The organism is Bacteroides rodentium JCM 16496, assembly GCF_000614125.1.
GTDB classification, from domain to species: Bacteria; Bacteroidota; Bacteroidia; order Bacteroidales; family Bacteroidaceae; genus Bacteroides; species Bacteroides rodentium.
Genome location: NZ_BAKJ01000036.1, coordinates 1 through 26,859, shown reverse-complemented (window position 1 = coordinate 26,859; position 26,859 = coordinate 1). Strand labels below are relative to the sequence as shown.

The window sequence follows — 26,859 nt, the reverse complement described above, 5'->3', positions numbered from 1 at the left end:
TTGCCTAAGAAGATTCTTTTCGTTTGCCTCGGCAATATTTGCCGTTCCTCCTCAGCAGAGGGAGTCATGAAGCGTTTGGTGGAAGAAGCCGGACGTGCGGATGAGTTTTTAATCGATTCTGCAGGCATTCTGTCCTATCACCAGGGCGAACTGCCGGACAGCCGGATGCGTGCCCATGCTGCCCGCCGTGGATACAATCTGACGCATCTTTCGCGACCCGTACGTACCGAAGATTTTTACAATTTCGACTTGATTATCGGCATGGACGACCGCAACATCGACGACCTGAAAGACCGTGCCCCTTCAACTGCCGAATGGAGCAAGATACACCGCATGACGGAATACTGTACAAAGTTTACCCATGCCGACCATGTACCGGACCCCTATTATGGCGGTTCCGAAGGTTTTGAGTATGTGCTGGACATTCTGGAAGATGCTTGTGCGGGACTATTGAATAGTGTTAGTGGCTGATATACGTATCCTGGAAGAACCGCTTGTTATCATTCAGGCTGCAAGTGGCATCCACTCCGGCTTGTTGCAGGCGTTCGGCAATCTCATTCAGCTTCTTCCTCGAAACCCTTCCGATATAGAACAGACGGTAGCGGTAATCGTTGTCCAGCAATTCCATGACGTGCGTGAAATTCTGTTCGCGGGCAAAGTCGAAGTTTACTTTTCTCAGGTTCTGGTACGGATAGCGGATGGTCCTGCCTACGCTATGTATGATGAGGCCGTTATTGTCCAACGTCAGGTAGCAGAAGCGGGTCATCAGCATGCTGATGAAAAAAAGACTTAATGCAAACGAAATGATAGCCGGGATGAAGCCCCACCATACGTTGCCATTGATGGAATAATATCCCAATATAAGGAACATCAGGAATAAGACAAAGAACCAGAACATATAGAGTGACGGACGCTGGTATGTTTCTGTGGGAACCTCTGCGACTGTCCGTTCCCTCGGCGCGTAGTTGTCGAAGGGGATTTCTTGGGAGACCAGGTAGCGGATGACCGAGGAAGGGTGACGGAAAGGAGGCAGATAGATTGTTTTTTCTTTCCCTTCCTTCAGATGTAAAGTCAGTATGCCCGGACCGTATTTGTCTTTCGCAGCCAGGTTGCTTTTGCGGGGAACCTGGTGGTAACGCTTCATGAAACTGAAGCTCTTGATTTGGTGCAGTCCGATGTGCTGGCTTTGCAGCAGTTGTTCGGCTCTTTTCTGTTCTTTACTGGTCACTTCCATAGTTCTTATTTTTTAAGTTCGGGATAACTGATGCGGGTATGGTATATAGTCTTCAGCTTCTCCTTGAATACGTTCTTCACGGTGGCAATATCCTTGAAGGTGATGGGGCATGCCTTGAAATAGCCTTCTGCCACTTGCGAATCGATAATCTTGTCTACCAGGTTGCTGATGCTCTCTTCCGTATATTCGGGCAGACTGCGTGAAGCGGCCTCCACCGAATCGGCCATCATCAGGATAGCCTGCTCTTTGGTGAACGGGTTGGGACCGGGGTAGGTGAATGCCTCCTCGTTAGGGTCTTCACCGGGGTGCTCGTTTTTCCAGGAGATATAGAAATACTTCGTTTTCCCACGGCCATGGTGAGTGGTGATGAAATCCTTGATTACTTTGGGGAGATTGTTCTTCTCGGCCAGTTTCAGCCCGTCCGTCACATGGCTGATGACGACTTGGGCACTTTGCTCATAGCCCAGATTCTTGTGCGGGTTGACTCCGCCCGACTGGTTCTCGGTGAAGAACACCGGATTCTCCATCTTGCCGATGTCATGATACAGCGCTCCGGTACGTACCAGCTGGCTTTTGGCTCCGATACGGTTGGCCGCTTCCGCCGCAAGGTTGGCAACCTGCATGGAATGCTGGAAGGTGCCGGGAACTGTCTCGGACATGCGGCGCAGCAGGCTGTTGTTGATGTTGGACAATTCGACCAGGGTGACATTGGAGGTAAAGCCGAACGTCTTTTCCACCAGGAAGAGCAGGGGATAAGTGAACAGCAGCAACACTCCGTTGATGACGAAATAGGTGTACATGCTTCCGTTGATTTTTGTCAAGTCGTTTTCTGTAATCAGCTCGAAAGCAAAGTAGACGGCAGCGTAGGTCAATATGACGAGGAAGGCTGTCCGGAACAGTTGCGACCGTTGTGAAAGTTCCCTCAGACTGAAGATGGCAACCAGTCCCGCTGAGAGTTGCAGAAGAATGAATTCATGCGGATAGCGCAGACAGATGGAGCATATCAGTATGGTGGCGACTTGTGCGATGAAGGCCGTGCGTGAGTCGAGGAACACCCGGATGATGACCGGCAGCATGGCATACGGATGATATAGACATTGAATATGTTGTTGGCAACCATGATGGCCGTCACCACGCAATAGAACATGATGAGGACGAAGAGCAGGGAAAGGCTGCCCTTGCGCTTGTAGTAATCTTTACGGAACAAGTCGAGGTAGAGCATGAAACACAGCATGAAGATACTGACAAACAGTATCTGCCCCGCCAGCATCAACCGTTTTTGCCCGATGGACTCACTGCGTTTGATGGATTCTTTCCGTAGACTCTCAAGGATGTTGTATGTCTCCTGGCTGACAATCTCGCCGCGGTCGATGATTTTCTGTCCGCTCAGCACGATGCCGTTGGCCCATGAATAGTTGTCGAGCATCTCCTTCTTGGCGGTTTCGGTCCTCTGCTCGTCATAGGTCAGATTAGGGAACAGATATTCGTTCAGTGAGCATTGCCGTAGAATGTCCGGGCGGTAGTGGGCGGTATCGGCCGTGAGTATATAGTTATAGGCATCCTTCACCGAATATACCTTGTTGATGTCCTGCTGGTTGGCCAGTTTGTCGTTAATGACCATGATGGCGGTTGTGCTGTCCTTATGCAGTTGGTTCAGCTCTTCGGTGGAAACGATGCCGGCGCGATATACTTCAGAGAGTTTCCTTTCCAGAAAGCGGATGTAGTCGGTGGAGGGAAGCAGGCCGCGCAGGTGGGTCTGATAGTCTGCCTTCAACTTGGCGAGCACACTTTTCTCAATGCTTTTGTCCAGCTGGAAATACGGCTGGAAGGCGGCGAGGATACTGTCTTGCTCGCGTTTCACCACTTCGTCGGCCTTATAGATGGGGAAGTCGAAGGTGGCCATGAGCTGTCCGTACTTCCAGGGCTTGTCAATGTCGAACTGGTAGTTGAATTTACCGTCACGTGGCAGAAAATAGACAATAATCCCCACAGTGCCGATGAATATCAGTGCTCTGTATAGCAAATCTCTGAGTGAGAACTCTTTTTTGGTATTGAAATAACTCATATCGGCTGAAATTTTTGCGAAAAGTACAAAAAAAAACATTAGTGTGGAAAAAAAGGTTTAATTTTGCCGTCTAAAATATTCATAAGTAAGGTAGATTATGACAGAAAGAAAGGTCAGAGTCCGTTTTGCCCCGAGTCCTACGGGGGCGTTGCACATCGGCGGTGTGCGTACAGCTTTATACAATTATCTCTTTGCGCGTCAGCATGGAGGAGATTTGATATTTCGTATTGAAGATACTGATTCCAATCGGTTTGTGCCGGGTGCGGAAGAATATATCCTGGAGTCTTTCAAGTGGTTGGGCATCCCGTTTGACGAGGGCGTGAGTTTCGGTGGAGACCATGGTCCGTACCGTCAGTCGGAACGTCGGGAAATATACAAGAAGTATGTTCAGATTCTGCTGGAGGCCGGAAAGGCCTACATCGCTTTCGATACTCCTGAGGAGCTGGAGGCGAAGCGTGCGGAGATTGCGAATTTCCAGTACGATGCTTCTACCCGCATGCAGATGCGCAATTCACTGACCCTTCCTAAAGAAGAGGTAGACGCGCTGATTGCTGCCGGCAAGCAGTACGTGGTGCGTTTCAAGATAGAGCCGAACGAAGATGTGCATGTGAACGACCTGATTCGTGGGGAAGTAGTGATAAACTCTTCCATTCTTGATGACAAGGTTCTTTATAAATCGGCAGATGAACTTCCTACTTACCATCTGGCCAATATTGTGGACGACCATTTGATGGAAGTGTCCCATGTGATACGCGGTGAGGAATGGTTGCCTTCGGCACCGCTGCATGTATTGCTCTACCGTGCTTTTGGGTGGGAGGATACCATGCCTGCCTTTGCCCATTTGCCCTTGTTGTTGAAGCCCGAGGGTAACGGCAAATTGAGTAAGCGTGACGGCGATCGTTTGGGCTTCCCGGTTTTCCCGTTGGAGTGGCATGACCCCAAGTCGGGAGATGTCTCTTCAGGTTACCGCGAATCTGGTTATCTGCCCGAAGCGGTCATTAATTTCCTGGCTCTGCTGGGCTGGAATCCGGGCAATGACCAGGAACTGATGTCTATGGATGAATTGGTGAAATTGTTTGATTTGAGCCATTGCAGCAAGTCGGGTGCCAAATTCGACTATAAGAAAGGTATCTGGTTCAACCATGAGTACATTATGATGAAACCGGATGCGGAGATAGCTTGTCTTTTCAGACCGGTGTTGGAATCCAATGGCATAGACGCTTCCAACTATAGCGACGAGTTCCTTATGAAAGTGGTTTCACTGGTGAAGGGACGCGTCAACTTCGTAAAGGAACTGTGGGACCAGACCCGTTTCTTCTTCGTAGCCCCCACGGAATATGCGGCAAAGGATGTGAAGAAGCGTTGGTCGGAAGATACTCCCCGCATCATGACCGAATTGATGGATGTGCTGCGCGGCATCGGGGATTTCTCCTCTAAGCCTTCCGAAGATATTGTGATTGGTTGGATTACTGAGCATGGCTATCACATGGGAAATGTGATGAATGCCTTCCGCTTGTCAGTGGTGGGCGAGTGTAAAGGCCCGCACATGTTCGACATTACCGAGCTGATTGGCAAGGAAGAGACATTGGCCCGTATACAGCGTGCTGTTGATGCTTTAAAGTGAATAAATCTTCTTCATCCTTAATCCATATAGTATGCTATATGACTTGGCAATAGCCATCTACGATATTCTGGTGCATCTGGCTGCTCCATTTAGCCGTAAGCCCCGAAAGATGATGAAGGGACACTGGGTGGTCTATGAACTCCTCCGGCAGCAGTTGGAGAAGGACGTGCGCTATATATGGTTCCATGCCGCTTCTTTGGGAGAGTTCGAGCAGGGACGACCGTTGATTGAGAAAATTCGTGCCAAATATCCGGATTACGGTATTCTGCTGACTTTCTTCTCGCCTTCGGGTTATGAGGTCCGCAAGAATTATAGGGGGGCAGACGTTGTCTGTTACCTGCCTTTCGACAAGCCCCGCAATGTGAAGAAGTTCCTGGATATCGTGAATCCCTGCATGGCATTCTTCATCAAGTACGAGTTCTGGAAGAACTATCTGGACGAACTGCACAAGCGCCGTATTCCGGTGTACAGCATTTCTTCCATTTCCGCCGCGGACAAGTATTCTTCAAGTGGTATGGCGGTACGTACAGACATGTGCTGCGCGACTTCGACCATTTGTTTGTACAGAATGAACGCTCCAAACGCTATCTGGCGAAGATAGGCATCAGCCGTGTCACGGTGGTGGGGGATACCCGTTTTGACCGTGTGCTGCAGATTCGTGAGGAGGCCAAACATCTGCCTTTGGTGGAGCTTTTCAAGAACAACACGATGACTTTCGTGGCAGGAAGCTCCTGGCAGCCGGACGAGGATTTGTTTATTGAATACTTCAACCAGCATCCGGAGGTGAAGTTGATTATCGCTCCGCACGTTATCGACGAGAACCATCTGGTAGAGATTATCCGTAAACTGAAACGCCCCTACGTGCGCTATACCCGTGCCGACGAGAAGAATGTCCGTAAGGCCGACTGCCTGATTATCGACTGCTTCGGGCTGCTTTCGTCCATTTACCGTTATGGTGAGATAGCCTATATCGGTGGCGGATTCGGAGTCGGTATCCATAATACGTTGGAGGCTGCCGTTTATGGTATTCCCGTTATTTTCGGGCCTAAGTATCAGAAGTTCCAGGAGGCCATCCAGCTGTTGGAAGCAAAAGGCGCTTTCTCCATCAAGGATTATGAAGAATTGAAAACGTTGCTTGACCGCATGCTGACGGATGAGGCTTTTCTGCATGAGGCGGGGACGAATGCCGGCAATTATGTGACCGGCAATGCGGGAGCTACGGATAAGATTCTGAGTATGATAAACTTCTAATAAAAATGAGGAGCGTGTCAAAAGCGCACGAGCACTTTCATAATGTTATAATATATTAGGCGCGGATTATGCGGAATAATGCGGATTCAATAAACTAAATCCGTGAAATCCGCGTAATTCGCGCCTAAAAGAAAACGTTAAGAGGGCTTTGACACCTTTTTTTATTTATACCAGTTGGAATACATCAGGTAATTGTGTGCAATCTTCTGGTTCAGTTCCTTGGCCTGTTCCGGATCAACTTTCTTAATGAACTTGGCAGGCACCCCTCCCCAAATGCTTCCGGGCTCTATCACGGTGTTGCTCAGAACTAAAGAACCGGCGGCTACGATAGCTCCTTCTCCCACCACTGCATGGTCAAGGATGGTAGACCCCATTCCCACCAAGGCATAATCCTTGATGGTAGCTCCGTGGATGGTCACATTATGTCCTACGGAAACATGGTTCCCTATTTCTATGGTCGATTTTTCATATAAAGTATGCAGTACGCTTCCGTCCTGGATGTTTACCCCGTCTCCGATGCGGATAGAATTTACGTCACCGCGAATTACGGTGCTGAACCAGATGCTGCAGTCCCGTCCCATTTTTACGTCTCCGATAATGGCTGCATTGTCTGCCAGGAAACAGTTCTCTCCGAATTCGGGAGTGAATCCTCTTACTGATTTTATTAATGCCATTCTTGCTGCTGATTTAATGGTTGTCTCAATGATTTAGTGATTACCTCAATAATTTGATGATTGTTCCAAAGTTTTACATGCTTCTTTCAACCATTCCCGCTCCTCTTTGTTCAAGTCGGGTGATAGCTTCTCATAAACATTCCGGTGGTATTCGTCCAGCCATTCTATTTCCTCCCCCGTCAGCATCTCTTTGATGATGCCTTTCTTGCAGATAGGCAGAGGGTGATTGTCTCGAACTTCAGATAGTTGCCGAACATGCCTTCTCCGGCAGGGATGGTCAATATCAGATTTTCCGTCCGTATTCCGTGGCTGCCTGTCTTGTAAACACCCGGTTCGTTGGACGTTACCATCCCCGCTTGTAAAGTTACCGGATTCTCGTTCATGCGGATGCTTTGCGGACCTTCGTGCACATTGAGGAAATGGCCTACGCCGTGTCCGGTACCATGCAGGAAGTTCATGTGGTGTTGCCATATCGGCATGCGGGCCAGTACATCCAGTTGCGCTCCTCGCGTACCTTCCGGGAAGACAGCCATGGCGAGGTCAATATGTCCTTTCAGTATCAAGGTGTAGTCCGTCTTCTCTTCTTCGGTCAGTTCCCCCAGCGCGATGGTGCGGGTGATGTCGGTGGTGCCGTCCAGGTATTGCGCACCCGAATCCAGCAGCAGGAACCCTTCGGGCTTCAGTGGCACGTCCGTTTCCGGAGTGGCTTCGTAGTGTACAATGGCTCCATGTTCCTTGTACCCGGCAATGGTGTCGAAGCTTTCCCCCATGTAGAGTGGCTGTGCGGCACGGAATTCGTGCAGTTTCTTGTCTATGCTGATTTCTGTCTCGTTGCCTGCGGGAACGGTCTCCTCCAGCCATTTCAGAAATTTCACCAGTGCCACTCCGTCGCGTTGCATGGCTGCGTGGATGCCGGCTATTTCCCGGTCGTTGCGGACCGCTTTCAGCAAGGCTATCGGTGAGCGCTCGTCAAGTATCCGGCAGGATGGGGGGAGGGCGGAATAAACGGCATAATTCGTCTTTCCCATGTCAAGCATGATGCTGCCGTCCGGTATTCTTGTTACAAAGGATTCGGTGTCCTCATAAGCATGGATGGTGACGCCGGCTTCTTCCAGATAGGCTGAAAGCTCTTCCGTTACTTTCTCGGGCCGGATGAAAAAGTGTGTTTCTTGTTCGTTGATTATCAGGTAGCTCACTACTACGGGGTTGCAATGCACATCGTTGCCGCGTATGTTGAGTGTCCATGCTATCTCGTCCAATGCCGACACCAATAATACGTCTGCTTCGCTTTTCTTCATTTCCCGGCGGATATCAGCCAGTTTGTCCGGACAGCTTTTCCCGGCGTATTTCATCTCGTGGATAAAGGCGGGTGCTTCGGGCATGGGAGGGCGGTCTGTCCATATCTCATTCATCGGGTCGGTAATGCTCTTTACGGTGATGTCGTTTTTTGCCAAATTCTCTTGCAAGGCTATGACCTGTGTGGTGGAAAACACCTTTCCATCTATACCCACAACTGAATTCGCTGTAAGGTTCTCCCGCAGGAAATCGAGGATACTGGGCGTTTCGGGCAACATTTCCTTGTATAAGTCGATGCCGCTGCCTTCCAACTGCTGCTCGGCTTGGAGAAAATAGCGGGAATCTGTCCACAGTCCAGCCTTGTCGGCGGTAATCACCACCGTGCCTGCCGAACCGGTAAAACCTGATATCCATTCTCTTGATTTCCAGTACGGTGCTACGTACTCGCTTAGGTGCGGGTCGGTACTGGGAATAATGAAAGCGTCTATGCCTTCTCTTTTTAACAATGTCCGTAGAACATCTATACGTTGATTGATTGTCTGAGCCATATTTTTATAAATGTAATTAAGTAGGTGTGTAAATGAGTTTATAATTTCTCCATTCTCTGCTTTCAAAGTTACACATTCTCTTTTAAAAATTTGCCATGCTTCACGGATTTTAGCGGATTGGCTCAATAAAAACATCTTTCCCTTTGCCCATTCGTTTGATAATTAGGAATCATTGGCAATTTTTTTGCAGAAAGTTTTGTGAATAAAGAAAGTATGTGTAATTTTGCCGCTCAATTTGATCGTGAGATTTTTAAACCATTAACATTTAATTAAAAGAAAATGATTGTAGTACCTGTAAAAGAAGGCGAAAACATTGAAAAAGCGCTGAAGAAATTCAAAAGAAAGTTTGAAAAGACTGGCACAGTTAAGGAATTGAGACGCAGACAACAGTTCGATAAACCGTCTGTGACTAAAAGACTTAAGAAGGAGCGTGCTGTTTACGTTCAACAACTTCAGCAAGTAGAAGATTAATAATTCGTAAATTCCTTTGAATTATTGAATTCTTTTTCATACATTCGTTGCATGATTTTAGATATGTAGCGATATGTTGTTGACAGATTCTTTTCTTGACTATCTTCTGCACGAACGGAACTATTCCAAAGGTACGGTTGAGTACTATCGGGCAGATATTCTTGAACTGCAGAGGTTTGGAGAAGAAATGTTGGGAGACTTGACTCCATCGGATGTAGATGCGGAACTTGTTCGTGAATGGATCGCTTCCTTGATGGACAAAGGACTTGCTTCTAATACGATAAACCGAAAGCTGAGTTCTATCCGGACATACTATAAATTCCTTTTGGGAAGAGGCGGGGTTGCGGTAGATCCGTTGCGGAAAGTGACGGGGCCCAAGAAGAAAAAGCCGCTTCCGGTATTTCTGAGAGAAAGTGAGATGAATAGGTTGCTGGATGATATGGACTTTGGTGAAGGTTTTGAAGGGTGTCGCGACCATATGATTATTGAAATGTTTTATGCTACCGGCATGCGACTTTCAGAATTGATAGGGTTGGATGATAAGGATGTCGATTTTTCGGCTTCTCTCGTTAAAGTGACGGGAAAACGGAATAAGCAACGTCTTATACCTTTCGATGAGGAGCTGGGACGCTCGATGCGGGAATATGTCAATGTGCGGAATGAAGCTGTTCCGGTTCGCTCGGATGCTTTTTTTGTCCGGAAGAATGGAAAGAGGCTTTACCGCAGTATCGTAGCATGCCTTGTGAAACGAAACCTTTCGAAGGTAGTGACTGTAAAAAAAAGAAGTCCCCACGTGCTGAGGCACACCTTTGCAACGGCTATGCTGAACAATGGTGCTGATTTAGGCTCGATAAAAGAGCTTCTCGGACACGAGAGCCTGGCGACAACGGAAGTTTATACGCATACTACTTTTGAAGAGCTTAAAAAAGTGTATAATCAGGCTCATCCCCGAGCCTAAAGTAAAAAGGAGGTAAGTATGGAAGTAAGAATTCAATCGATTCACTTTGATGCGTCAGAGCAATTGCAGTCTTTCGTTCAAAAGAAAGTTGCTAAGTTGGAGAAATTTTACGACGATATAAAGAAAGTAGAGGTGTCATTAAAGGTAGTAAAACCAGAAACAGCCGAAAATAAAGAAGCCGGAGTGAAAGTATTGGTTCCCAATGGCGAGTTTTATGCAAACAAGGTTTGTGATACGTTTGAAGAAGCAGTGGATTTATGTCTGGAAGCTTTGGAAAAACAGCTGGTTAAATACAAGGAAAAGCAACGGAGCAAATAATTTTCCGCTAAAATTTTGCGGGTAAAAAATAAATGCCTAAATTTGCAGCCGTTTCGCTCACACTATGAACGTTACGGTTGCATTTTTTAGCTTGCCTCTTTAGCTCAGTTGGCCAGAGCACGTGATTTGTAATCTCGGGGTCGTTGGTTCGAATCCGACAAGAGGCTCGCTCAAGGATGAGTGAAATGAGTCTTTCTTCACGAAGTGGAGATGATATGAAAACGGAAATCGTCCGGGTAAAGTTTACTCTGCGATGGTTTAGTAAGGAAAAGAGTTCTTTTTATAATGTAGGGGCAAATACCAGAGTGGCCAAATGGGGCAGACTGTAAATCTGCTGGCTTACGCCTTCGGTGGTTCGAATCCATCTTTGCCCACAACTCTTATTCTCCTTGCTGTTATAGCTCAGCGGTAGAGCACTTCCTTGGTAAGGAAGAGGTCCCGGGTTCAAGTCCCGGTAACAGCTCACAAAGATGTAAAAGCTGATTATTAATCAAATAAATAACAAGTAAAGCTATGGCTAAAGAGAAATTCGAACGTACCAAACCGCATGTAAACATTGGTACAATTGGTCACGTTGACCACGGTAAAACCACGTTGACAGCTGCTATCACTACAGTGTTGGCAAAGAGAGGTCTTTCTGAATTGCGTTCTTTCGATTCTATCGACAACGCTCCTGAAGAAAAGGAAAGAGGTATCACTATCAACACTTCTCACGTAGAGTATGAAACAGCTAACCGTCACTACGCTCACGTAGACTGCCCGGGTCACGCCGACTACGTAAAGAACATGGTAACTGGTGCTGCTCAGATGGACGGTGCTATTATCGTAGTTGCTGCTACTGATGGTCCGATGCCTCAGACTCGTGAGCACATCTTGCTGGCTCGTCAGGTAAACGTACCGAGACTGGTTGTATTCATGAACAAGTGTGATATGGTAGACGACGCTGAAATGTTGGAACTCGTTGAAATGGAAATGCGTGAACTGCTTTCAGCTTACGAATTCGACGGTGACAACACTCCGTTCATTCAGGGTTCTGCTCTTGGTGCATTGAATGGCGTTGAAAAGTGGGAAGAGAAGGTTATGGAGCTGATGGAAGCTTGCGACACTTGGATTCCTCTGCCTCCGCGTGATGTTGATAAACCGTTCTTGATGCCGGTTGAAGACGTATTCTCAATCACAGGTCGTGGTACTGTAGCTACTGGTCGTATCGAAGCTGGTGTTATCCATGTGGGTGACGAAGTTGAAATCCTCGGTTTGGGTGAAGACAAGAAGTCAGTTGTAACTGGTGTTGAAATGTTCCGCAAGTTGCTGGATCAGGGTGAAGCTGGTGACAACGTAGGTCTGTTGCTCCGTGGTATCGACAAGAACGAAATCAAACGTGGTATGGTTCTTTGTAAGCCCGGTCAGATTAAACCTCACTCTAAGTTCAAAGCTTCTATCTATGTTTTGAAGAAAGAAGAAGGTGGCCGTCACACTCCGTTCCACAACAAATACCGTCCTCAGTTCTATCTGCGTACTATGGACTGTACAGGTGAAATCACTCTTCCGGAAGGAACTGAAATGGTAATGCCTGGTGATAACGTAGAAATCACTGTAGAACTGATCTACCCGGTAGCATTGAACGTAGGTTTGCGTTTCGCTATCCGTGAAGGTGGTCGTACAGTAGGTTCTGGTCAGATTACTGAAATTCTTGACTAATAACCAATATAATCTTAATCAGTTCCCGGTATACATCGGGAACTGATTATGTACAAACGGGAGTAGCTCAGTTGGTAGAGCACCGGTCTCCAAAACCGGGTGTCGGGAGTTCGAGCCTCTCCTCCCGTGCTAATATTTTTGAAATGAAGAAGATTGTAGCTTATTTTAAAGAAACTTACGACGAACTTGTTCATAAAGTGTCGTGGCCTACGTATTCTGAACTTACTAACAGTGCAGTAGTTGTTTTATATGCTTCCCTACTAATTGCAGTGGTAGTATTTGCGATGGACTTCTGTTTCCAGCATCTGATGGAATTTGTTTATCCACATTAAAAGTAAGGAGAAATGTCTGAGATTGAAAAGAAATGGTACGTTTTGCGTGCTATTAGCGGAAAAGAAGCTAAGGTAAAGGAATACCTTGAAGCTGATATTAAAAACAGCGACCTTGGTGATTACGTATCTCAGGTATTGATTCCTACCGAAAAGGTGTATCAGGTTCGCAATGGTAAGAAAATTGTGAAAGAGAGAAGTTATCTCCCTGGTTACGTTTTGGTGGAGGCTGCTCTGGTGGGTGAGGTTGCTCATCATCTGAGAAATACTCCTAATGTGATAGGGTTCTTGGGTGGTTCGGAAAAACCCGTACCTCTGAGACAGTCGGAAGTGAATCGTATACTTGGTACGGTCGATGAATTGCAGGAATCAGGTGAAGACTTGAACATCCCGTATGTAGTCGGCGAGACTGTAAAGGTGAATTACGGTCCGTTCAGTGGATTCAGTGGAATCATTGAAGAAGTGAACACCGAGAAGAAGAAGCTGAAGGTCATGGTCAAGATATTCGGACGGAAGACTCCGCTTGAATTGGGCTTTATGCAAGTTGAAAAAGAATAGTGCAGGTGTTACGCTGTAGTATTCTTCATTAATGTTTATATATATAAATCAATTAGAAAATGGCTAAAGAAGTTGCTGGACTAATCAAATTACAGATTAAAGGAGGCGCGGCAAATCCATCACCCCCAGTAGGACCTGCTTTGGGTTCCAAGGGTATCAATATCATGGAATTTTGCAAGCAATTCAACGCCAGAACCCAAGACAAAGCAGGAAAAATTCTTCCTGTGATTATCACTTACTACGCAGACAAGTCTTTCGATTTTGTAATCAAGACTCCTCCCGTGGCTATCCAGTTGTTGGAAGTGACGAAGCAAAAGAGTGGTTCTGCTGAGCCTAACCGTAAGAAAGTTGCCGAGATTACTTGGGAACAGGTTCGTACGATTGCTCAGGACAAAATGGTTGACTTGAACTGTTTCACTGTAGAAGCTGCCATGAAGATGGTTGCCGGTACAGCTAGAAGTATGGGTATCGCTGTAAAAGGGGAGTTCCCGGTTAATAATTAATAAACTTCAATTAGAATGGGTAAACTGACAAAAAATCAAAAGTTGGCTGCAGAAAAAATTGAAGCAGGGAAAGCATACTCTCTCAAGGAAGCTGCTCAATTGGTAAAGGAAATCACTTATACCAAGTTTGACGCTTCTCTGGATATCGACGTACGTTTGGGCGTTGACCCGCGTAAGGCCAACCAGATGGTGAGAGGTGTTGTATCACTTCCTCACGGTACTGGTAAGGTTGTACGCGTTTTGGTGCTTTGTACACCAGATGCTGAAGCTGCTGCAAAAGAAGCCGGAGCTGACTATGTTGGTCTTGACGAATATATTGAAAAGATCAAAGGTGGATGGACTGATATTGATGTGATTATCACTATGCCGTCCATCATGGGTAAGATTGGTGCACTCGGTCGTGTGCTCGGTCCTCGTGGATTGATGCCTAACCCCAAGAGTGGCACTGTAACTATGGATGTTGCTAAAGCTGTAAGAGAAGTAAAACAAGGTAAAATCGACTTTAAGGTTGACAAGAGCGGTATTGTTCATACTTCTATCGGTAAAGTTTCATTTAGCGCTGAGCAAATTCGCGATAATGCGAAAGAATTCATCTCTACTTTGAATAAATTGAAACCGACTGCAGCCAAGGGTACATATATTAAGAGTATTTATCTTTCTAGCACGATGAGTGCGGGCATCAAGATTGACCCGAAAACAGTAGAAGAAATCTAATAAAACGGAGTAATAATGAGAAAGGAAGATAAAAGTACGATTATTGAGCAGATTGCTGCTACAGTGAAGGAATACGGTCACTTCTATTTGGTGGATACCACTGCCATGAATGCTGCTACAACCAGCATGTTGAGAAGAGAATGTTTCAAGGCTGACATCAAATTGATGGTAGTTAAGAATACATTGCTTCACAAGGCATTGGAGAGCCTGGAAGAAGACTTTTCTCCGCTTTATGGTTCTCTGAAAGGTACAACTGCCGTAATGTTCAGCAACGTTGCTAACGCTCCGGCCAAGTTGATCAAGGATAAGGCTAAGAACGGTATTCCCGGACTGAAGGCTGCATATGCAGAAGAAAGCTTCTATGTTGGTGCTGACCAGTTGGATGCTCTCGTAAGTATCAAGAGTAAGAATGAAGTTATTGCCGATATCGTTGCATTGCTGCAGTCACCGGCCAAAAATGTTATTTCTGCTCTGCAATCAGGTGGTAACACCCTCCACGGAGTTCTCAAGACTCTTGGTGAACGTCCCGAAGCGTAAATTTCGGAAAAAGAATTATATCAATTTATTTAGTATTTAAACAATTAAAAATCATACAAAAATGGCAGATTTGAAAGCTTTTGCAGAACAATTAGTTAACTTGACAGTAAAAGAAGTTAATGAACTTGCAACAATCCTGAAAGAAGAATATGGTATTGAACCTGCTGCTGCAGCTGTAGCTGTTGCTGCTGGTCCTGCAGCTGGTGGTGCTGCTGCCGCAGAAGAAAAGACTTCTTTCGACGTAGTATTGAAGAGCGCTGGCTCAGCTAAACTTCAGGTAGTTAAAGCCGTTAAGGAAGCTTGCGGTCTTGGCTTGAAGGAAGCTAAGGACATGGTAGACGGTGCTCCTAGCGTAGTAAAAGAAGGTTTGGCTAAGGACGAAGCAGAATCATTGAAGAAAACATTGGAAGAAGCTGGAGCTGAAGTTGAACTTAAATAACATTAGCCTGTAAATCAGGTAATTCGGTTAGGAACCCTTCGTGAAAAGGGTTCTTAACCTTTTTGTGTATATATTTAAAATTAAGTTCTACAAATCCATTAACAGATGTCTTCAAATACTGTAAATCAAAGAGTTAATTTTGCTTCGACTAAGAATCCGCTTGAATATCCGGATTTTCTGGAAGTACAATTGAAGTCATTCAAAGACTTTCTACAACTGGACACCCCACCCGAGAAGCGTAAGAACGAGGGACTGTATAAAGTATTTGCTGAAAACTTCCCCATTGCCGATACAAGAAATAATTTTGTTCTTGAGTTTTTGGACTACTATATTGATCCGCCGCGTTATACCATTGATGAATGTATAGAGCGAGGGCTTACATATAGCGTGCCTTTGAAGGCAAAATTGAAATTATATTGTACCGACCCCGACCACGAAGATTTTGACACGGTCATCCAGGACGTGTTCCTCGGTCCTATTCCTTACATGACGGATAAGGCGACATTCGTCATCAACGGTGCGGAACGTGTGGTTGTATCCCAGCTTCACCGTTCACCGGGCGTATTCTTCGGACAGAGCGTACATGCCAACGGTACCAAGTTGTACTCAGCCGTATCATCCGTTCAAGGTTCGTGGATTGAGTTTGCCACCGACATCAACAACGTCATGTATGCGTACATTGACCGTAAGAAGAAATTGCCGGTTACCACTTTGCTGAGAGCCATCGGTTTTGAGAATGACAAGGACATTCTTGAGATTTTTAATTTGGCGGAAGACGTGAAGGTGAACAAGACGAACCTCAAGAAGATGGTGGGACGTAAGTTGGCCGCACGTGTGTTGAAAACATGGATTGAGGATTTTGTAGACGAAGATACCGGTGAAGTTGTTTCCATCGAGCGTAACGAAGTCGTTATTGACCGTGAAACTGTAATCGAGCCGGAACATGTTGACATTATATTAGAGTCGGGCGTTCAGAATATCCTCGTACACAAGGAAGAACCGAACCAGTCTGACTATTCTATCATATATAATACTCTGCAGAAGGACCCGAGTAACTCGGAAAAAGAAGCTGTACTCTACATCTACCGCCAGCTGCGTAATGCAGACCCTGCCGATGATGCCAGTGCACGCGAGGTTATCAATAACTTGTTCTTCTCAGAAAAGAGATATGACCTGGGTGATGTAGCCGTTATCGTATCAACAGAAAGCTGAACTTGACGACCGATATGGACGTGCGTGTCCTTACCAAGGAAGATATTATCGAAATTATCAAATATCTCATCGAGTTGATTAACTCGAAAGCGGATGTGGACGATATCGACCACTTGAGCAACCGTCGTGTGCGTACAGTGGGCGAACAGTTGTCCAATCAGTTTGCCATCGGTCTGGCACGTATGTCGCGTACTATCCGCGAGCGTATGAACGTCCGTGACAATGAAGTCTTTACTCCGATTGACCTGATTAATGCCAAGACAATCTCTTCCGTTATCAATTCATTCTTTGGAACGAATGCTTTGTCACAGTTCATGGACCAGACCAACCCGCTGGCCGAGATTACTCACAAGCGCCGTATGTCTGCCCTGGGTCCCGGCGGTCTGTCACGCGAGCGTGCAGGCTTCGAGGTTCGTGACGTACACTATACTCACTACGGACGTCTTTGTCCTATCGAGACTCCTGAAGGTCCGAACATCGGTTTGATTTCTTCACTCTGTGTGTTCGCGAAAATCAACGAGCTTGGCTTCATTGAAACTCCGTACCGCAAGGTGGCAGAGGGTAAGGTTGATCTTTCTGACGAAGGTTTGGTTTACCTCACCGCAGAAGAAGAGGAAGCCAAGATTATTGCTCAGGGTAATGCTCCTTTGAACGATGACGGTACTTTTGTACGTGATAAAGTAAAATCCCGTCAGGATGCCGACTATCCGGTGGTTCCTCCTTCCGAGGTGGAATTGATGGACGTATCTCCCCAGCAGATTGCTTCTATTGCGGCTTCTTTGATTCCGTTCTTGGAGCATGATGACGCCAACCGTGCATTGATGGGATCAAACATGATGCGCCAGGCTGTTCCTTTGTTGAAGAGCGAAGCTCCGATTGTAGGTACCGGTATCGAACGCCAGCTGGCACGCGATTCCCGTACGCAGATTACTGCCGAGGGTGACGGTGTGGTTGAATTCGTGGATGCAACGACTATCCGTATTCTGTACGACCGTACGGAGGAGGAAGAGTTCGTAAGCTTTGAGCCTGCATTGAAAGAATATAATATCCCGAAGTGGCGCCGTACCAACCAGAACATGACGATTGACCTCCGCCCGATTTGCGAGAAGGGTCAGCGCGTGACTGCAGGTCAAATCCTGACGGAAGGTTATTCAACCGAAGACGGAGAGCTTGCACTGGGTAAGAACCTGCTGGTTGCTTACATGCCGTGGAAGGGCTATAACTATGAGGATGCTATCGTACTGAACGAACGTGTGGTTCGTGAGGACCTTTTGACCTCTGTACACGTAGAAGAATATTCTTTGGAAGTTCGCGAAACGAAGCGTGGTATGGAAGAGTTGACCTCTGACATTCCTAACGTAAGTGAGGAAGCGACTAAAGACCTTGACGAAAACGGTATTGTTCGTGTGGGTGCCCGCATCGAACCGGGTGATATCCTTATTGGTAAGATTACTCCGAAGGGTGAATCGGATCCTTCTCCGGAAGAGAAACTGCTCCGTGCCATCTTCGGTGACAAGGCCGGTGATGTGAAGGACGCTTCTTTGAAAGCTTCTCCTTCTTTGAAGGGTGTTGTTATCGGTAAGCGTCTGTTCTCCCGTGTTGTCAAGACCCGCAGCTCCAAGCTGGCCGACAAGGCTCTGCTGCCGAAGATTGACGATGAGTTCGACGCTAAGATTGGTGACCTCAAGAAAGTATTGATAAACAAGCTGCTGAAGCTTACAGAAAATTATACATCGGAAGGTGTGAAGGATTACATGGGTGCCGATATTATTTCCAAAGGCGCCAGATTCTCTGCTTCCGACTTCAGCGATTTGGACTTCACCGCTGTTCAGTTGAGCAACTGGACGAAGGATGAACATACCAACGGACTGATTCGTGCATTGGTGATGAACTTCATCAAGAAGTACAAAGAACTCGATGCCGAGCTGAAACGCAAGAAGTTCGCCATTACTATCGGTGACGAGTTGCCCGCAGGTATCATTCAGATGGCCAAAGTATACATAGCCAAGAAACGTAAGATTGGTGTCGGTGACAAGATGGCCGGTCGTCACGGTAACAAGGGTATTGTTTCCCGTGTGGTACGCCAGGAAGACATGCCTTTCCTTGCTGACGGTACTCCGGTAGACATCGTGCTGAATCCGTTGGGTGTGCCTTCACGTATGAACATCGGTCAGATATTCGAGGCCGTTCTCGGTCGTGCCGGAAAAAACCTGGGCGTGAAGTTTGCCACTCCTATCTTTGACGGTGCATCTTTGGACGATTTGAACGAATGGACCGATAAGGCCGGCTTGCCCCGCTACGGCAAGACAACGCTGTATGATGGTGGTACCGGTGAAGCATTCGAGCAGCAGGCTACGGTGGGTGTGACCTACATGCTGAAGCTCGGTCACATGGTTGAAGACAAGATGCACGCACGTTCCATCGGTCCGTACTCACTCATTACACAACAGCCGTTGGGTGGTAAGGCACAGTTCGGTGGTCAGCGTTTTGGAGAAATGGAAGTTTGGGCACTCGAAGCGTTCGGTGCCGCACACATTCTGCAGGAAATCCTGACTATCAAGTCTGATGATGTTGTAGGACGTTCCAAGGCTTATGAAGCAATCGTGAAGGGTGAGCCGATGCCTGCTCCGGGTATCCCCGAGTCACTGAACGTATTGCTGCACGAGTTGAGAGGTTTGGGCTTGAGCATCAACTTAGAATAATGGATAATTGATAATTGAGAATGGATAATGCAAGTTACCATTCTCAATTATCGGTTTTCAGTTTTTCAATTTCAATTTTCCATTGTCAATTATCAATTAAATAAATTTATGGCTTTTAGAAAAGATAACAAGATAAAGAGTAATTTCTCGAAAATCTCTATCGGTTTGGCTTCTCCTGAGGAAATCCTTGAGAATTCGAGTGGTGAAGTTTTAAAGCCTGAAACCATCAACTATCGTACGTATAAGCCCGAACGCGACGGATTGTTCTGCGAGCGCATTTTCGGTCCTATCAAGGATTACGAGTGCCATTGCGGTAAGTACAAACGTATCCGTTACAAAGGCATCGTCTGCGACCGTTGTGGCGTGGAAGTGACTGAAAAGAAAGTGCGCCGTGAGCGTATGGGACACATCCAGCTCGTTGTGCCCGTAGCTCATATCTGGTACTTCCGTTCACTTCCCAACAAAATCGGTTACTTGTTGGGCCTGCCTACCAAGAAGCTGGATGCCATTATCTATTACGAGCGTTATGTTGTCATTCAGCCGGGTGCACTGTCCGATGAAGTGGCACAGTATGACTTGCTCGAAGAAGGAGAATACCTGGACTTGCTGGAAAAGTTGCCGAAAGACAACCAATTCCTTGAAGATTCAGACCCCAATAAGTTCATTGCCAAGATGGGTGCGGAAGCTATCTACGATTTGCTGTCACGCCTCGATCTCGACTCTTTGTCCTACGAACTGCGTAACCGTGCCGGAAGCGATGCTTCACAGCAACGCAAGACCGAAGCCTTGAAACGTCTTCAGGTAGTTGAGTCGTTCCGTGCATCACGCGGACGCAACAAGCCCGAGTGGATGATTGTACGCATTGTACCGGTTATTCCGCCCGAACTTCGTCCGTTGGTTCCGTTGGATGGCGGTCGTTTTGCAACTTCTGACTTGAACGACCTTTACCGTCGTGTCATCATTCGTAACAACCGTCTGAAGAGATTGATTGAAATCAAGGCTCCTGAGGTGATTTTGCGTAATGAAAAACGTATGTTGCAGGAAGCTGTCGACTCTCTGTTCGACAACTCCCGTAAATCGAGTGCTGTGAAGACCGACGCCAACCGTCCGTTGAAGTCACTTTCCGACAGCTTGAAGGGTAAGCAAGGACGTTTCCGTCAGAACTTGTTGGGTAAGCGTGTCGATTATTCCGCACGTTCTGTAATCGTTGTAGGTCCGGAGCTGAAGATGGGCGAATGCGGTATCCCCAAACTGATGGCAGCCGAGCTTTACAAGCCGTTCATCATCCGTAAGCTCATTGAGCGCGGTATCGTGAAGACTGTAAAGAGCGCCAAGAAGATTGTAGACCGCAAGGAACCCGTTATCTGGGACATTCTGGAACATGTGATGAAGGGTCATCCGGTACTGTTGAACCGTGCCCCGACACTTCACCGTCTGGGTATCCAGGCATTCCAGCCCAAGATGATCGAAGGCAAGGCAATCCAGCTGCACCCGTTGGCATGTACGGCATTCAATGCCGACTTCGACGGTGACCAGATGGCCGTGCACTTGCCGTTGAGCAACGAAGCGATTCTGGAAGCACAGATGCTGATGCTCCAGTCACACAATATATTGAACCCTGCCAACGGTGCTCCTATCACTGTGCCTGCTCAGGATATGGTACTTGGTTTGTATTATATCACCAAGCTGCGCAAAGGCGCCAAGGGTGAGGGTCTGACATTCTACGGTCCAGAAGAAGCACTGATTGCCTATAATGAGGGTAAGTGCGACATTCACGCTCCGGTAAGCGTCGTAGTGAAAGACGTTGACGAGAATGGCAACATTGTGGACAAGATGATGCACGATACTTCCGTGGGCCGTGTCATTGTCAACGAAATTGTTCCGGCAGAAGCAGGATATATCAATACGATTATCTCCAAGAAGTCACTCCGCGACATCATCAGTCACGTAATCAAGGTGTGCGGTGTTGCCAAGGCAGCCGACTTCCTCGACGGAATCAAGAACCTCGGTTATTACATGGCCTTCAAGGGTGGTCTGTCGTTCAACTTGGGCGATATCATTATCCCGGAAGAGAAGGAAGCATTAGTACAGAAAGGTTATGATGAAGTAGAGCAGGTAATCAATAACTATAACATGGGTTTCATCACGAACAACGAGCGTTACAACCAGGTAATCGATATCTGGACGCACGTGAACTCAGAGTTGTCCAACATCCTGATGAAAACCATTTCAAGCGACGACCAGGGTTTCAACTCTGTATACATGATGCTGGATTCCGGTGCCCGTGGTTCTAAGGAACAGATCCGTCAGCTCTCCGGTATGCGTGGTTTGATGGCGAAGCCCCAGAAAGCAGGTGCTGAAGGCGGTCAGATTATTGAAAACCCGATTCTTTCTAACTTTAAGGAAGGTCTGTCCGTGTTGGAGTACTTTATCTCTACCCACGGTGCCCGTAAGGGTCTTGCCGATACCGCTTTGAAGACGGCCGACGCCGGATACTTGACCCGTCGTCTGGTTGACGTATCGCATGATGTGATTATTAATGAAGAAGACTGCGGCACGCTCCGCGGATTGGTTTGTACGGCACTGAAGAACAATGATGAAACCATTGCCACTCTGTATGAACGTATCCTGGGTCGTGTATCCGTACATGATATTGTTCATCCTACAACCGGCGAACTGATTGTGGCCGGCGGTGAGGAAATTACCGAGGACATTGCACAACGTATTGAAGATTCTCCAATCGAGAGCGTTGAAATCCGTTCTGTATTGACCTGCGAATCCAAGAAAGGTGTTTGTGCCAAGTGTTACGGACGTAACCTGGCTTCCAGCCGTATGGTTCAGAAGGGCGAGGCAGTCGGCGTAATCGCTGCACAGTCTATCGGTGAGCCGGGTACACAGTTGACACTGCGTACATTCCACGCTGGTGGTACGGCAGCCAATATTGCTGCCAACGCAAGCATCGTGGCCAAGAATCCTGCCCGTCTGGAATTCGAAGAACTCCGTACGGTAGATGTTATCGACGAAGCCGGCGAACCGGCAAAGGTAGTGGTAGGCCGTCTGGCCGAAGTGCGTTTCGTGGATGTCAATACGGGTATCGTGCTCTCCACCCATAACGTACCCTACGGTTCTACGCTCTATGCAGCCGATGGCGAAATGGTAGAGAAGGGCAAGATGATTGCCCGTTGGGACCCGTTCAACGCGGTTATCATTACCGAAGCTACCGGTAAGATTGAATTTGAAGGCGTTATTGAAAACGTGACTTATAAGGTAGAGTCTGATGAATCTACCGGTTTGCGTGAAATCATTATCATTGAGTCCAAGGATAAGACGAAGGTGCCTACCGCACACATCATGACAGAAGACGGTGAACTGATCCGTACATACAACTTGCCGGTAGGTGGCCACGTAGTGGTTGAAGATGGTCAGAAGGTAAAGGCCGGTGAAGTTATCGTGAAGATTCCGCGTGCCGTAGGTAAAGCGGGTGATATCACGGGTGGTCTTCCCCGTGTCACTGAGCTGTTTGAGGCACGTAACCCGTCTAATCCCGCTGTGGTTTCAGAAATCGACGGTGAGGTTACCATGGGTAAGGTGAAACGCGGTAATCGTGAAATCATCGTTACTTCCAAGACCGGTGAAGTGAAGAAGTACCTCGTACCGTTGTCCAAGCAGATTCTGGTTCAGGAGAACGACTATGTACGTGCCGGTACTCCGTTGTCCGATGGTGCTATCACACCTGCGGATATTCTGGCTATCAAAGGTCCTACGGCTGTGCAGGAATATATCGTGAACGAGGTTCAGGACGTTTACCGTCTGCAGGGTGTGAAGATTAACGATAAGCACTTTGAAATCATCGTTCGTCAGATGATGCGCAAGGTGGAAATCGACGAACCGGGCGATACCCGCTTCCTGGAACAGCAAGTTGTTGACAAGCTGGAATTCATGGAAGAGAATGACCGTATCTGGGGAAAGAAGGTGGTAGTGGATGCTGGAGATTCTCAAAGTCTGCAGGCTGGCCAGATTGTGACGGCCCGCAAGCTGCGTGACGAGAACTCCATGTTGAAACGCCGCGATTTGAAACCCGTGGAGGTGCGCGACGCTGTACCTGCGACTTCTACTCAGATTCTTCAAGGTATCACCCGTGCTGCATTGCAGACTTCAAGCTTCATGTCGGCTGCTTCCTTCCAGGAAACGACGAAGGTGCTTAACGAGGCTGCCATCAACGGAAAGGTGGACCGTCTGGAAGGTATGAAGGAGAACGTAATTTGCGGTCACCTGATTCCTGCTGGTACCGGACAGCGTGATTTCGAGAAGATTATTGTCGGCTCCAAAGAAGAGTACGACCGTATGCTTGCCAACAAGAAGACGGTACTTGACTATGCAGTAGACGAGACGGTGAATGAATAATCACTAAATAGATTCTACATTCTTTTATGAATATAAAAAGGGAGTATCCTGTAACGGGATATTCCCTTTTTCAATATCGGGAAACGGCATGCTCCATCCCTTTTCCTTTATTTCGTCCAATATGTACTACTATTTGAAATTGGGAAGTTCCCATTCAAAAAAAACACTCAGAATTTGACAGCTATCGCTATTTCCTTTTCTTCTTTATTGTGGAATATTCTTCCGATATTTGCACTTGGACTATGAAAGTCTCAGATGTTGTCGTTGAAGATGTATTCTTCTAAGGCAACAAATGAAACGCCTGCGTCGAGCCAAGTGTAAAATATTGCATGAAGCGGGCAATGGGTGGGAAAATAGTCCATTACATAATTAAGGCGTTTACTAACGCTCTGTTTGAGACAAGTCGAATCTTGCAAATTCAAAAATCCAGTCTTGAACTTAGCAACGGTAGATGTCCCGGGTGTGATTATATCAACCCCGTGGAATCGCCGACAACATTGCATTTGATTCGCACAATCTCTATCCCGGTGTGGTCAAGGTGAAACCTGACGGGGAAAACCTCTATCAGAACATGGAAGTGGACTATAAGATTAATGATGTGACGATTGCCGACTTGCAAGACATCCTCATGGGGCATTCTTCATCCCGGCTTCCTCATGTCATTTCCTCCGGGAAAAACGATAATGTAGTCGTCTTTTGGTGCGGTCATGGAAATCAGAACAGACTGGCATGGGGTTCGCATGAAACGGTCTATGGTTCGCAGGTGCGTGACATCTTGCAGACAATGAACGAGGAACAGCGATACCGAAAAATCTTGTTTGCAATGGATGCCTGCTATTCCGGTTCCATTGGTGAGGCATGTGCGGGCATTCCGGGCATACTGTTCATAACAGCGGCCAATGCCTACGAGTCATCCAAGGCAGACATGAAAGACCCGGAAATGGGAATATGGCTTTCCAACGGTTTTACGAGGACATTTCAGGAAACGATAGATGAGGACCCTGGCATTACGTTGCGAAATTTGTACTACAAACTCGCTCGTCAAACAATAGGCTCGCATGCCATGGTCTATAATGTGGAGCACTACGGCAACGTATATTCCAACACGATGACAGAGTTTCTCAAGTAGGATGGGATTGGAATCTATAAACGTCCTTTGATGACGGCCATTTGCTGAGAGCGTTTGGATAGAAAGTACAGATTAGTAATGTATGGGTGGAAACAACTGTCCCTTCATGTCTTGCTGTCATTTGTAAATAGTTACATGTGTATGTGTGTAGCATTCGTGATTCATCCCTTCATTCCTGTTTGAAAGCATTTGTATATGGGTGAACTTAAACCGATATATTCTCCTTTCAAACCTTCTTTCATGTGGTCTTGAATAATTACAGAATGGAAAGGGCATGAAACGATGAAGGGGAGTTGTAAGTTATGAATCGTCAATTATCAAGTACCGGACTCTGAGTTGTCAGACACTGGACTTTGAGCTGTCAGACACTGGACTTTGAGCCGTCAAACACTGGCACTTGACAAATGAAGGGGATAAACCTTGGCTTTGTATCGCTAAAGTTCCACTTGAGCTAAATAAAGGTCTATGCTGTTGAACGGAAACCGCTGTTTTACTTGACAAGGGCTTTTTGATGTTGTATATTTGCAAAGACGACAGGGCCTGATGAACACAGAATCACAGAGGCACGGAGTTTCTTCTCGCTGCTTTCTGGAATCTCTGTGTTTCCGTGTCTCTGTGTTTATTCAAACAATATAAATCTAAATCATCATGATGAACAACCTCTTCCTTTCCACCGTAAGACGAATGTTTGGCAGGTATTGCCGGACGCATGCTTCTGCCTCTTGTTTCACTCCGCAGACTGAGGGTGAAAAGCATCTTGCTCCTGCCTTTGGTAAGATGCGGCACCTCTGCACGTATATCCCCGGCAGCCGTTTCTGCATCGAAGTGGAGGAGGGACGCATTGTCGTGGCAATGGAGTGGACTCCCCGGGCGAATAAGGAAAAACACTTGGGGGAACACCGCTTCGTGATAGATGCTACGGGGGGAAGTGAAGTGGAGAAGAGCAAGAAATCGTCTGGGGGGCAACTCATTGCCAGTGACAAACCGCTAAAGGGGACAAGAGTAGCCCAAGGGGAAGAGGCGCCCTCCAAAACCCCGGGTCTGATTCGTCGTGTAGCCGACTATTTGACCAGCCGCTACTACTTCCGCTTCAACGTGCTGACCGAACAGACGGAGTATGCGGAACGAGCAGCATCCACGGGACAACCGGAAGATGCCGGTCACCTTACTTGTATATACCAGAAAGTGGATAAGCGTGCCTTGAACACCCTCGCCCTCGATGCCCTCGAAGCTGGTGTGGAGTGCTGGGACCGTGACGTGCAACGTTTCGTCAACTCCAAGCGCATCGCCGCCTACCATCCCTTTACAAATTATATGGAAGAACTTCCCACGTGGGACGGGAAAGACCGCGTGACGGAACTTGCCGCCCGTGTAAGCGACAGTCCCGTGTGGCTACAGGGCTTCCACCGCTGGATGCTCGGCGTCACCGCCCAATGGATGAAACTCGACATGGGAAATCATGCCAACAGCGTGGCGCTTTTGATAGTCAGCAACGAACAAGGTTGGGGCAAATCCACCTTCTGCCGCTCCTTGATGCCCGGGGAACTGGCCGATTACTACACGGACAGCTTCGACCTCAATGCCCCTGCCGCCTGCGAGCAGAAGCTTGCGGCATTCGGCCTTATCAACATGGACGAATTCGACCGTCTGCCCATCTCCAAGATGCCTTTGCTGAAGAACCTGATGCAAATGTCCGCCCTCAACATCCGCAAGGCATACCATCAAAGCCACGAATCGCTCCATCGCATAGCCTCCTTCATCGGTACCAGCAACCTGGAGACGCTGCTCGTGGACCGCACCGGCTCGCGCCGCTTCTTCTGCGTGAAGCTGGAGCACCCCATCGATTGCGTCACCCCCATCGACCATGCCCAGCTCTATGCCCAGCTCAAAGAAGAACTGTTGCAAGGTGAACGCCATTGGTTCAGCAAGGAAGAGGAATCCGCCATCCGGCGCAACAATGCCCTCTTCTACAAGCACATCCCCGAAGAGGAGCTGTTCGGCAGCGTCTTCCGCTTCGCCACGGCAGACGATAAGGAGGAAGATATACAGCAACTCAACGCCACCCAGATATTTGAAGCGATGAAGCAGGCGCATCCCGCTGCCATGCGCGGCATGACGGCCTACAGCCTTAGCCGCGTGCTGCCACAACTCGGCGAACGGATTCATACGATGAAGGGAAATATGTACCTAAAGTC

The 26,859-nt window shown here is 47.5% G+C and carries 17 protein-coding genes, 4 tRNA genes and 4 pseudogenes; 21 read left to right on the top strand and 4 right to left on the bottom strand.

Translation table 11 applies throughout. The annotated features are described in order from the left end of the window. Positions 1-471 carry a low molecular weight protein-tyrosine-phosphatase gene (locus tag JCM16496_RS15035; RefSeq protein ID WP_439644535.1) on the top strand — a complete coding sequence of 157 codons (471 nt, stop codon included), beginning with the start codon at positions 1-3 and terminating at the stop codon, positions 469-471. On the opposite strand, the gene JCM16496_RS15030 is transcribed toward JCM16496_RS15035, so the two are convergent. After that, on the bottom strand, positions 461-1,234 hold the full coding sequence (locus JCM16496_RS15030; RefSeq protein WP_025835306.1) for a hypothetical protein: 774 nt from the start codon (positions 1,232-1,234) through the stop codon (positions 461-463). The two genes, JCM16496_RS15035 and JCM16496_RS15030, sit on opposite strands and share 11 nt — an antisense overlap. Before the next feature lie 5 nt (positions 1,235-1,239). Next, positions 1,240-3,299 (bottom strand): annotated as a pseudogene (locus JCM16496_RS15025) (HD family phosphohydrolase). 97 nt (positions 3,300-3,396) lie between these two features. Here JCM16496_RS15025 and gltX point away from each other — a divergent pair. Both gltX and JCM16496_RS15015 read left to right on the top strand, forming a co-directional pair. Next, a complete protein-coding gene (gene gltX / locus JCM16496_RS15020; RefSeq protein WP_025835304.1) occupies positions 3,397-4,923 on the top strand; it encodes a glutamate--tRNA ligase in 1,527 nt (508 codons plus the stop codon). Between the two features lie 31 nt (positions 4,924-4,954). Beyond that, a pseudogene (locus tag JCM16496_RS15015) lies at positions 4,955-6,174 on the top strand (3-deoxy-D-manno-octulosonic acid transferase). A 161-nt stretch (positions 6,175-6,335) separates the two neighbouring features. Here JCM16496_RS15015 and JCM16496_RS15010 read toward each other — a convergent pair. Both JCM16496_RS15010 and JCM16496_RS15005 read right to left on the bottom strand, forming a co-directional pair. After that, positions 6,336-6,848, bottom strand: coding sequence for a gamma carbonic anhydrase family protein (locus tag JCM16496_RS15010; protein ID WP_025835302.1), 513 nt, complete (start codon positions 6,846-6,848; stop codon positions 6,336-6,338). Between the two features lie 45 nt (positions 6,849-6,893). Next, a pseudogene (locus JCM16496_RS15005) lies at positions 6,894-8,692 on the bottom strand (aminopeptidase P family protein). Between the two features lie 279 nt (positions 8,693-8,971). Here JCM16496_RS15005 and rpsU point away from each other — a divergent pair. The 18 genes and pseudogenes from rpsU to JCM16496_RS14915 all read left to right on the top strand — a co-directional run. Next, positions 8,972-9,163, top strand: coding sequence for a 30S ribosomal protein S21 (rpsU, locus tag JCM16496_RS15000; protein ID WP_005825735.1), 192 nt, complete (start codon positions 8,972-8,974; stop codon positions 9,161-9,163). A gap of 73 nt (positions 9,164-9,236) precedes the next feature. Then, positions 9,237-10,121, top strand: coding sequence for a tyrosine recombinase XerC (locus JCM16496_RS14995; RefSeq protein ID WP_128809640.1), 885 nt, complete (start codon positions 9,237-9,239; stop codon positions 10,119-10,121). A gap of 18 nt (positions 10,122-10,139) precedes the next feature. Further along, positions 10,140-10,439: a ribosome hibernation-promoting factor, HPF/YfiA family gene (gene hpf, locus JCM16496_RS14990; RefSeq protein WP_005825731.1), complete on the top strand. Its 300-nt coding sequence runs from the start codon at positions 10,140-10,142 to the stop codon at positions 10,437-10,439. A gap of 93 nt (positions 10,440-10,532) precedes the next feature. Next, a tRNA-Thr gene (locus JCM16496_RS14985) sits at positions 10,533-10,606 on the top strand. A gap of 124 nt (positions 10,607-10,730) precedes the next feature. Next, positions 10,731-10,813 (top strand) — tRNA-Tyr (locus JCM16496_RS14980). 17 nt (positions 10,814-10,830) lie between these two features. After that, positions 10,831-10,902: transfer RNA gene (locus JCM16496_RS14975), tRNA-Thr, on the top strand. A gap of 50 nt (positions 10,903-10,952) precedes the next feature. Beyond that, entirely contained in the window at positions 10,953-12,137 is a 1,185-nt protein-coding gene (gene tuf, locus JCM16496_RS14970) for an elongation factor Tu (protein ID WP_025835296.1), read from the top strand. A gap of 56 nt (positions 12,138-12,193) precedes the next feature. Further along, a tRNA-Trp gene (locus JCM16496_RS14965) sits at positions 12,194-12,266 on the top strand. Positions 12,267-12,280: 14 nt separating this feature from the next. Further along, positions 12,281-12,469, top strand: coding sequence for a preprotein translocase subunit SecE (gene secE, locus JCM16496_RS25000; protein WP_005825726.1), 189 nt, complete (start codon positions 12,281-12,283; stop codon positions 12,467-12,469). Positions 12,470-12,481: 12 nt separating this feature from the next. Further along, a complete protein-coding gene (gene nusG / locus JCM16496_RS14960; protein ID WP_025835294.1) occupies positions 12,482-13,024 on the top strand; it encodes a transcription termination/antitermination protein NusG in 543 nt (180 codons plus the stop codon). A gap of 59 nt (positions 13,025-13,083) precedes the next feature. After that, positions 13,084-13,527: a 50S ribosomal protein L11 gene (gene rplK, locus JCM16496_RS14955; protein ID WP_005825722.1), complete on the top strand. Its 444-nt coding sequence runs from the start codon at positions 13,084-13,086 to the stop codon at positions 13,525-13,527. 15 nt (positions 13,528-13,542) lie between these two features. After that, positions 13,543-14,241 carry a 50S ribosomal protein L1 gene (gene rplA / locus JCM16496_RS14950; protein WP_005825721.1) on the top strand — a complete coding sequence of 233 codons (699 nt, stop codon included), beginning with the start codon at positions 13,543-13,545 and terminating at the stop codon, positions 14,239-14,241. 15 nt (positions 14,242-14,256) lie between these two features. Beyond that, positions 14,257-14,778: a 50S ribosomal protein L10 gene (gene rplJ / locus JCM16496_RS14945; protein WP_005825719.1), complete on the top strand. Its 522-nt coding sequence runs from the start codon at positions 14,257-14,259 to the stop codon at positions 14,776-14,778. A gap of 61 nt (positions 14,779-14,839) precedes the next feature. Beyond that, positions 14,840-15,217 (top strand): 50S ribosomal protein L7/L12, encoded by a 378-nt coding sequence (gene rplL / locus JCM16496_RS14940; protein WP_004291279.1) that lies wholly within the window; start codon positions 14,840-14,842, stop codon positions 15,215-15,217. A gap of 105 nt (positions 15,218-15,322) precedes the next feature. Then, positions 15,323-19,131, top strand: a pseudogene (gene rpoB, locus JCM16496_RS14930) (DNA-directed RNA polymerase subunit beta). A 108-nt stretch (positions 19,132-19,239) separates the two neighbouring features. Next, entirely contained in the window at positions 19,240-23,535 is a 4,296-nt protein-coding gene (gene rpoC, locus JCM16496_RS14925; protein ID WP_025835292.1) for a DNA-directed RNA polymerase subunit beta', read from the top strand. A gap of 484 nt (positions 23,536-24,019) precedes the next feature. Then, positions 24,020-24,664, top strand: coding sequence for a C13 family peptidase (locus JCM16496_RS14920; protein ID WP_128809639.1), 645 nt, complete (start codon positions 24,020-24,022; stop codon positions 24,662-24,664). 648 nt (positions 24,665-25,312) lie between these two features. After that, the coding region (locus tag JCM16496_RS14915) for a VapE domain-containing protein (RefSeq protein WP_244440407.1) at positions 25,313-26,859 on the top strand (1,547 nt) is incomplete at its 3' end.

Bases quoted from the DNA above. Each gene is read 5' to 3' on its own strand.
- rplK (WP_005825722.1), top strand. From the start codon at position 13,084: ATGGCTAAAGAAGTTGCTGGACTAATCAAATTACAGATTAAAGGAGGC.
- gltX (WP_025835304.1), top strand. From the start codon at position 3,397: ATGACAGAAAGAAAGGTCAGAGTCCGTTTTGCCCCGAGTCCTACGGGG.
- JCM16496_RS15010 (WP_025835302.1), bottom strand. From the start codon at position 6,848: ATGGCATTAATAAAATCAGTAAGAGGATTCACTCCCGAATTCGGAGAG.
- rpoC (WP_025835292.1), top strand. From the start codon at position 19,240: ATGGCTTTTAGAAAAGATAACAAGATAAAGAGTAATTTCTCGAAAATC.
- secE (WP_005825726.1), top strand. From the start codon at position 12,281: ATGAAGAAGATTGTAGCTTATTTTAAAGAAACTTACGACGAACTTGTT.
- nusG (WP_025835294.1), top strand. From the start codon at position 12,482: ATGTCTGAGATTGAAAAGAAATGGTACGTTTTGCGTGCTATTAGCGGA.
- rplL (WP_004291279.1), top strand. From the start codon at position 14,840: ATGGCAGATTTGAAAGCTTTTGCAGAACAATTAGTTAACTTGACAGTA.
- rplJ (WP_005825719.1), top strand. From the start codon at position 14,257: ATGAGAAAGGAAGATAAAAGTACGATTATTGAGCAGATTGCTGCTACA.
- rplA (WP_005825721.1), top strand. From the start codon at position 13,543: ATGGGTAAACTGACAAAAAATCAAAAGTTGGCTGCAGAAAAAATTGAA.
- rpsU (WP_005825735.1), top strand. From the start codon at position 8,972: ATGATTGTAGTACCTGTAAAAGAAGGCGAAAACATTGAAAAAGCGCTG.
- hpf (WP_005825731.1), top strand. From the start codon at position 10,140: ATGGAAGTAAGAATTCAATCGATTCACTTTGATGCGTCAGAGCAATTG.
- JCM16496_RS14995 (WP_128809640.1), top strand. From the start codon at position 9,237: ATGTTGTTGACAGATTCTTTTCTTGACTATCTTCTGCACGAACGGAAC.
- tuf (WP_025835296.1), top strand. From the start codon at position 10,953: ATGGCTAAAGAGAAATTCGAACGTACCAAACCGCATGTAAACATTGGT.
- JCM16496_RS15030 (WP_025835306.1), bottom strand. From the start codon at position 1,234: ATGGAAGTGACCAGTAAAGAACAGAAAAGAGCCGAACAACTGCTGCAA.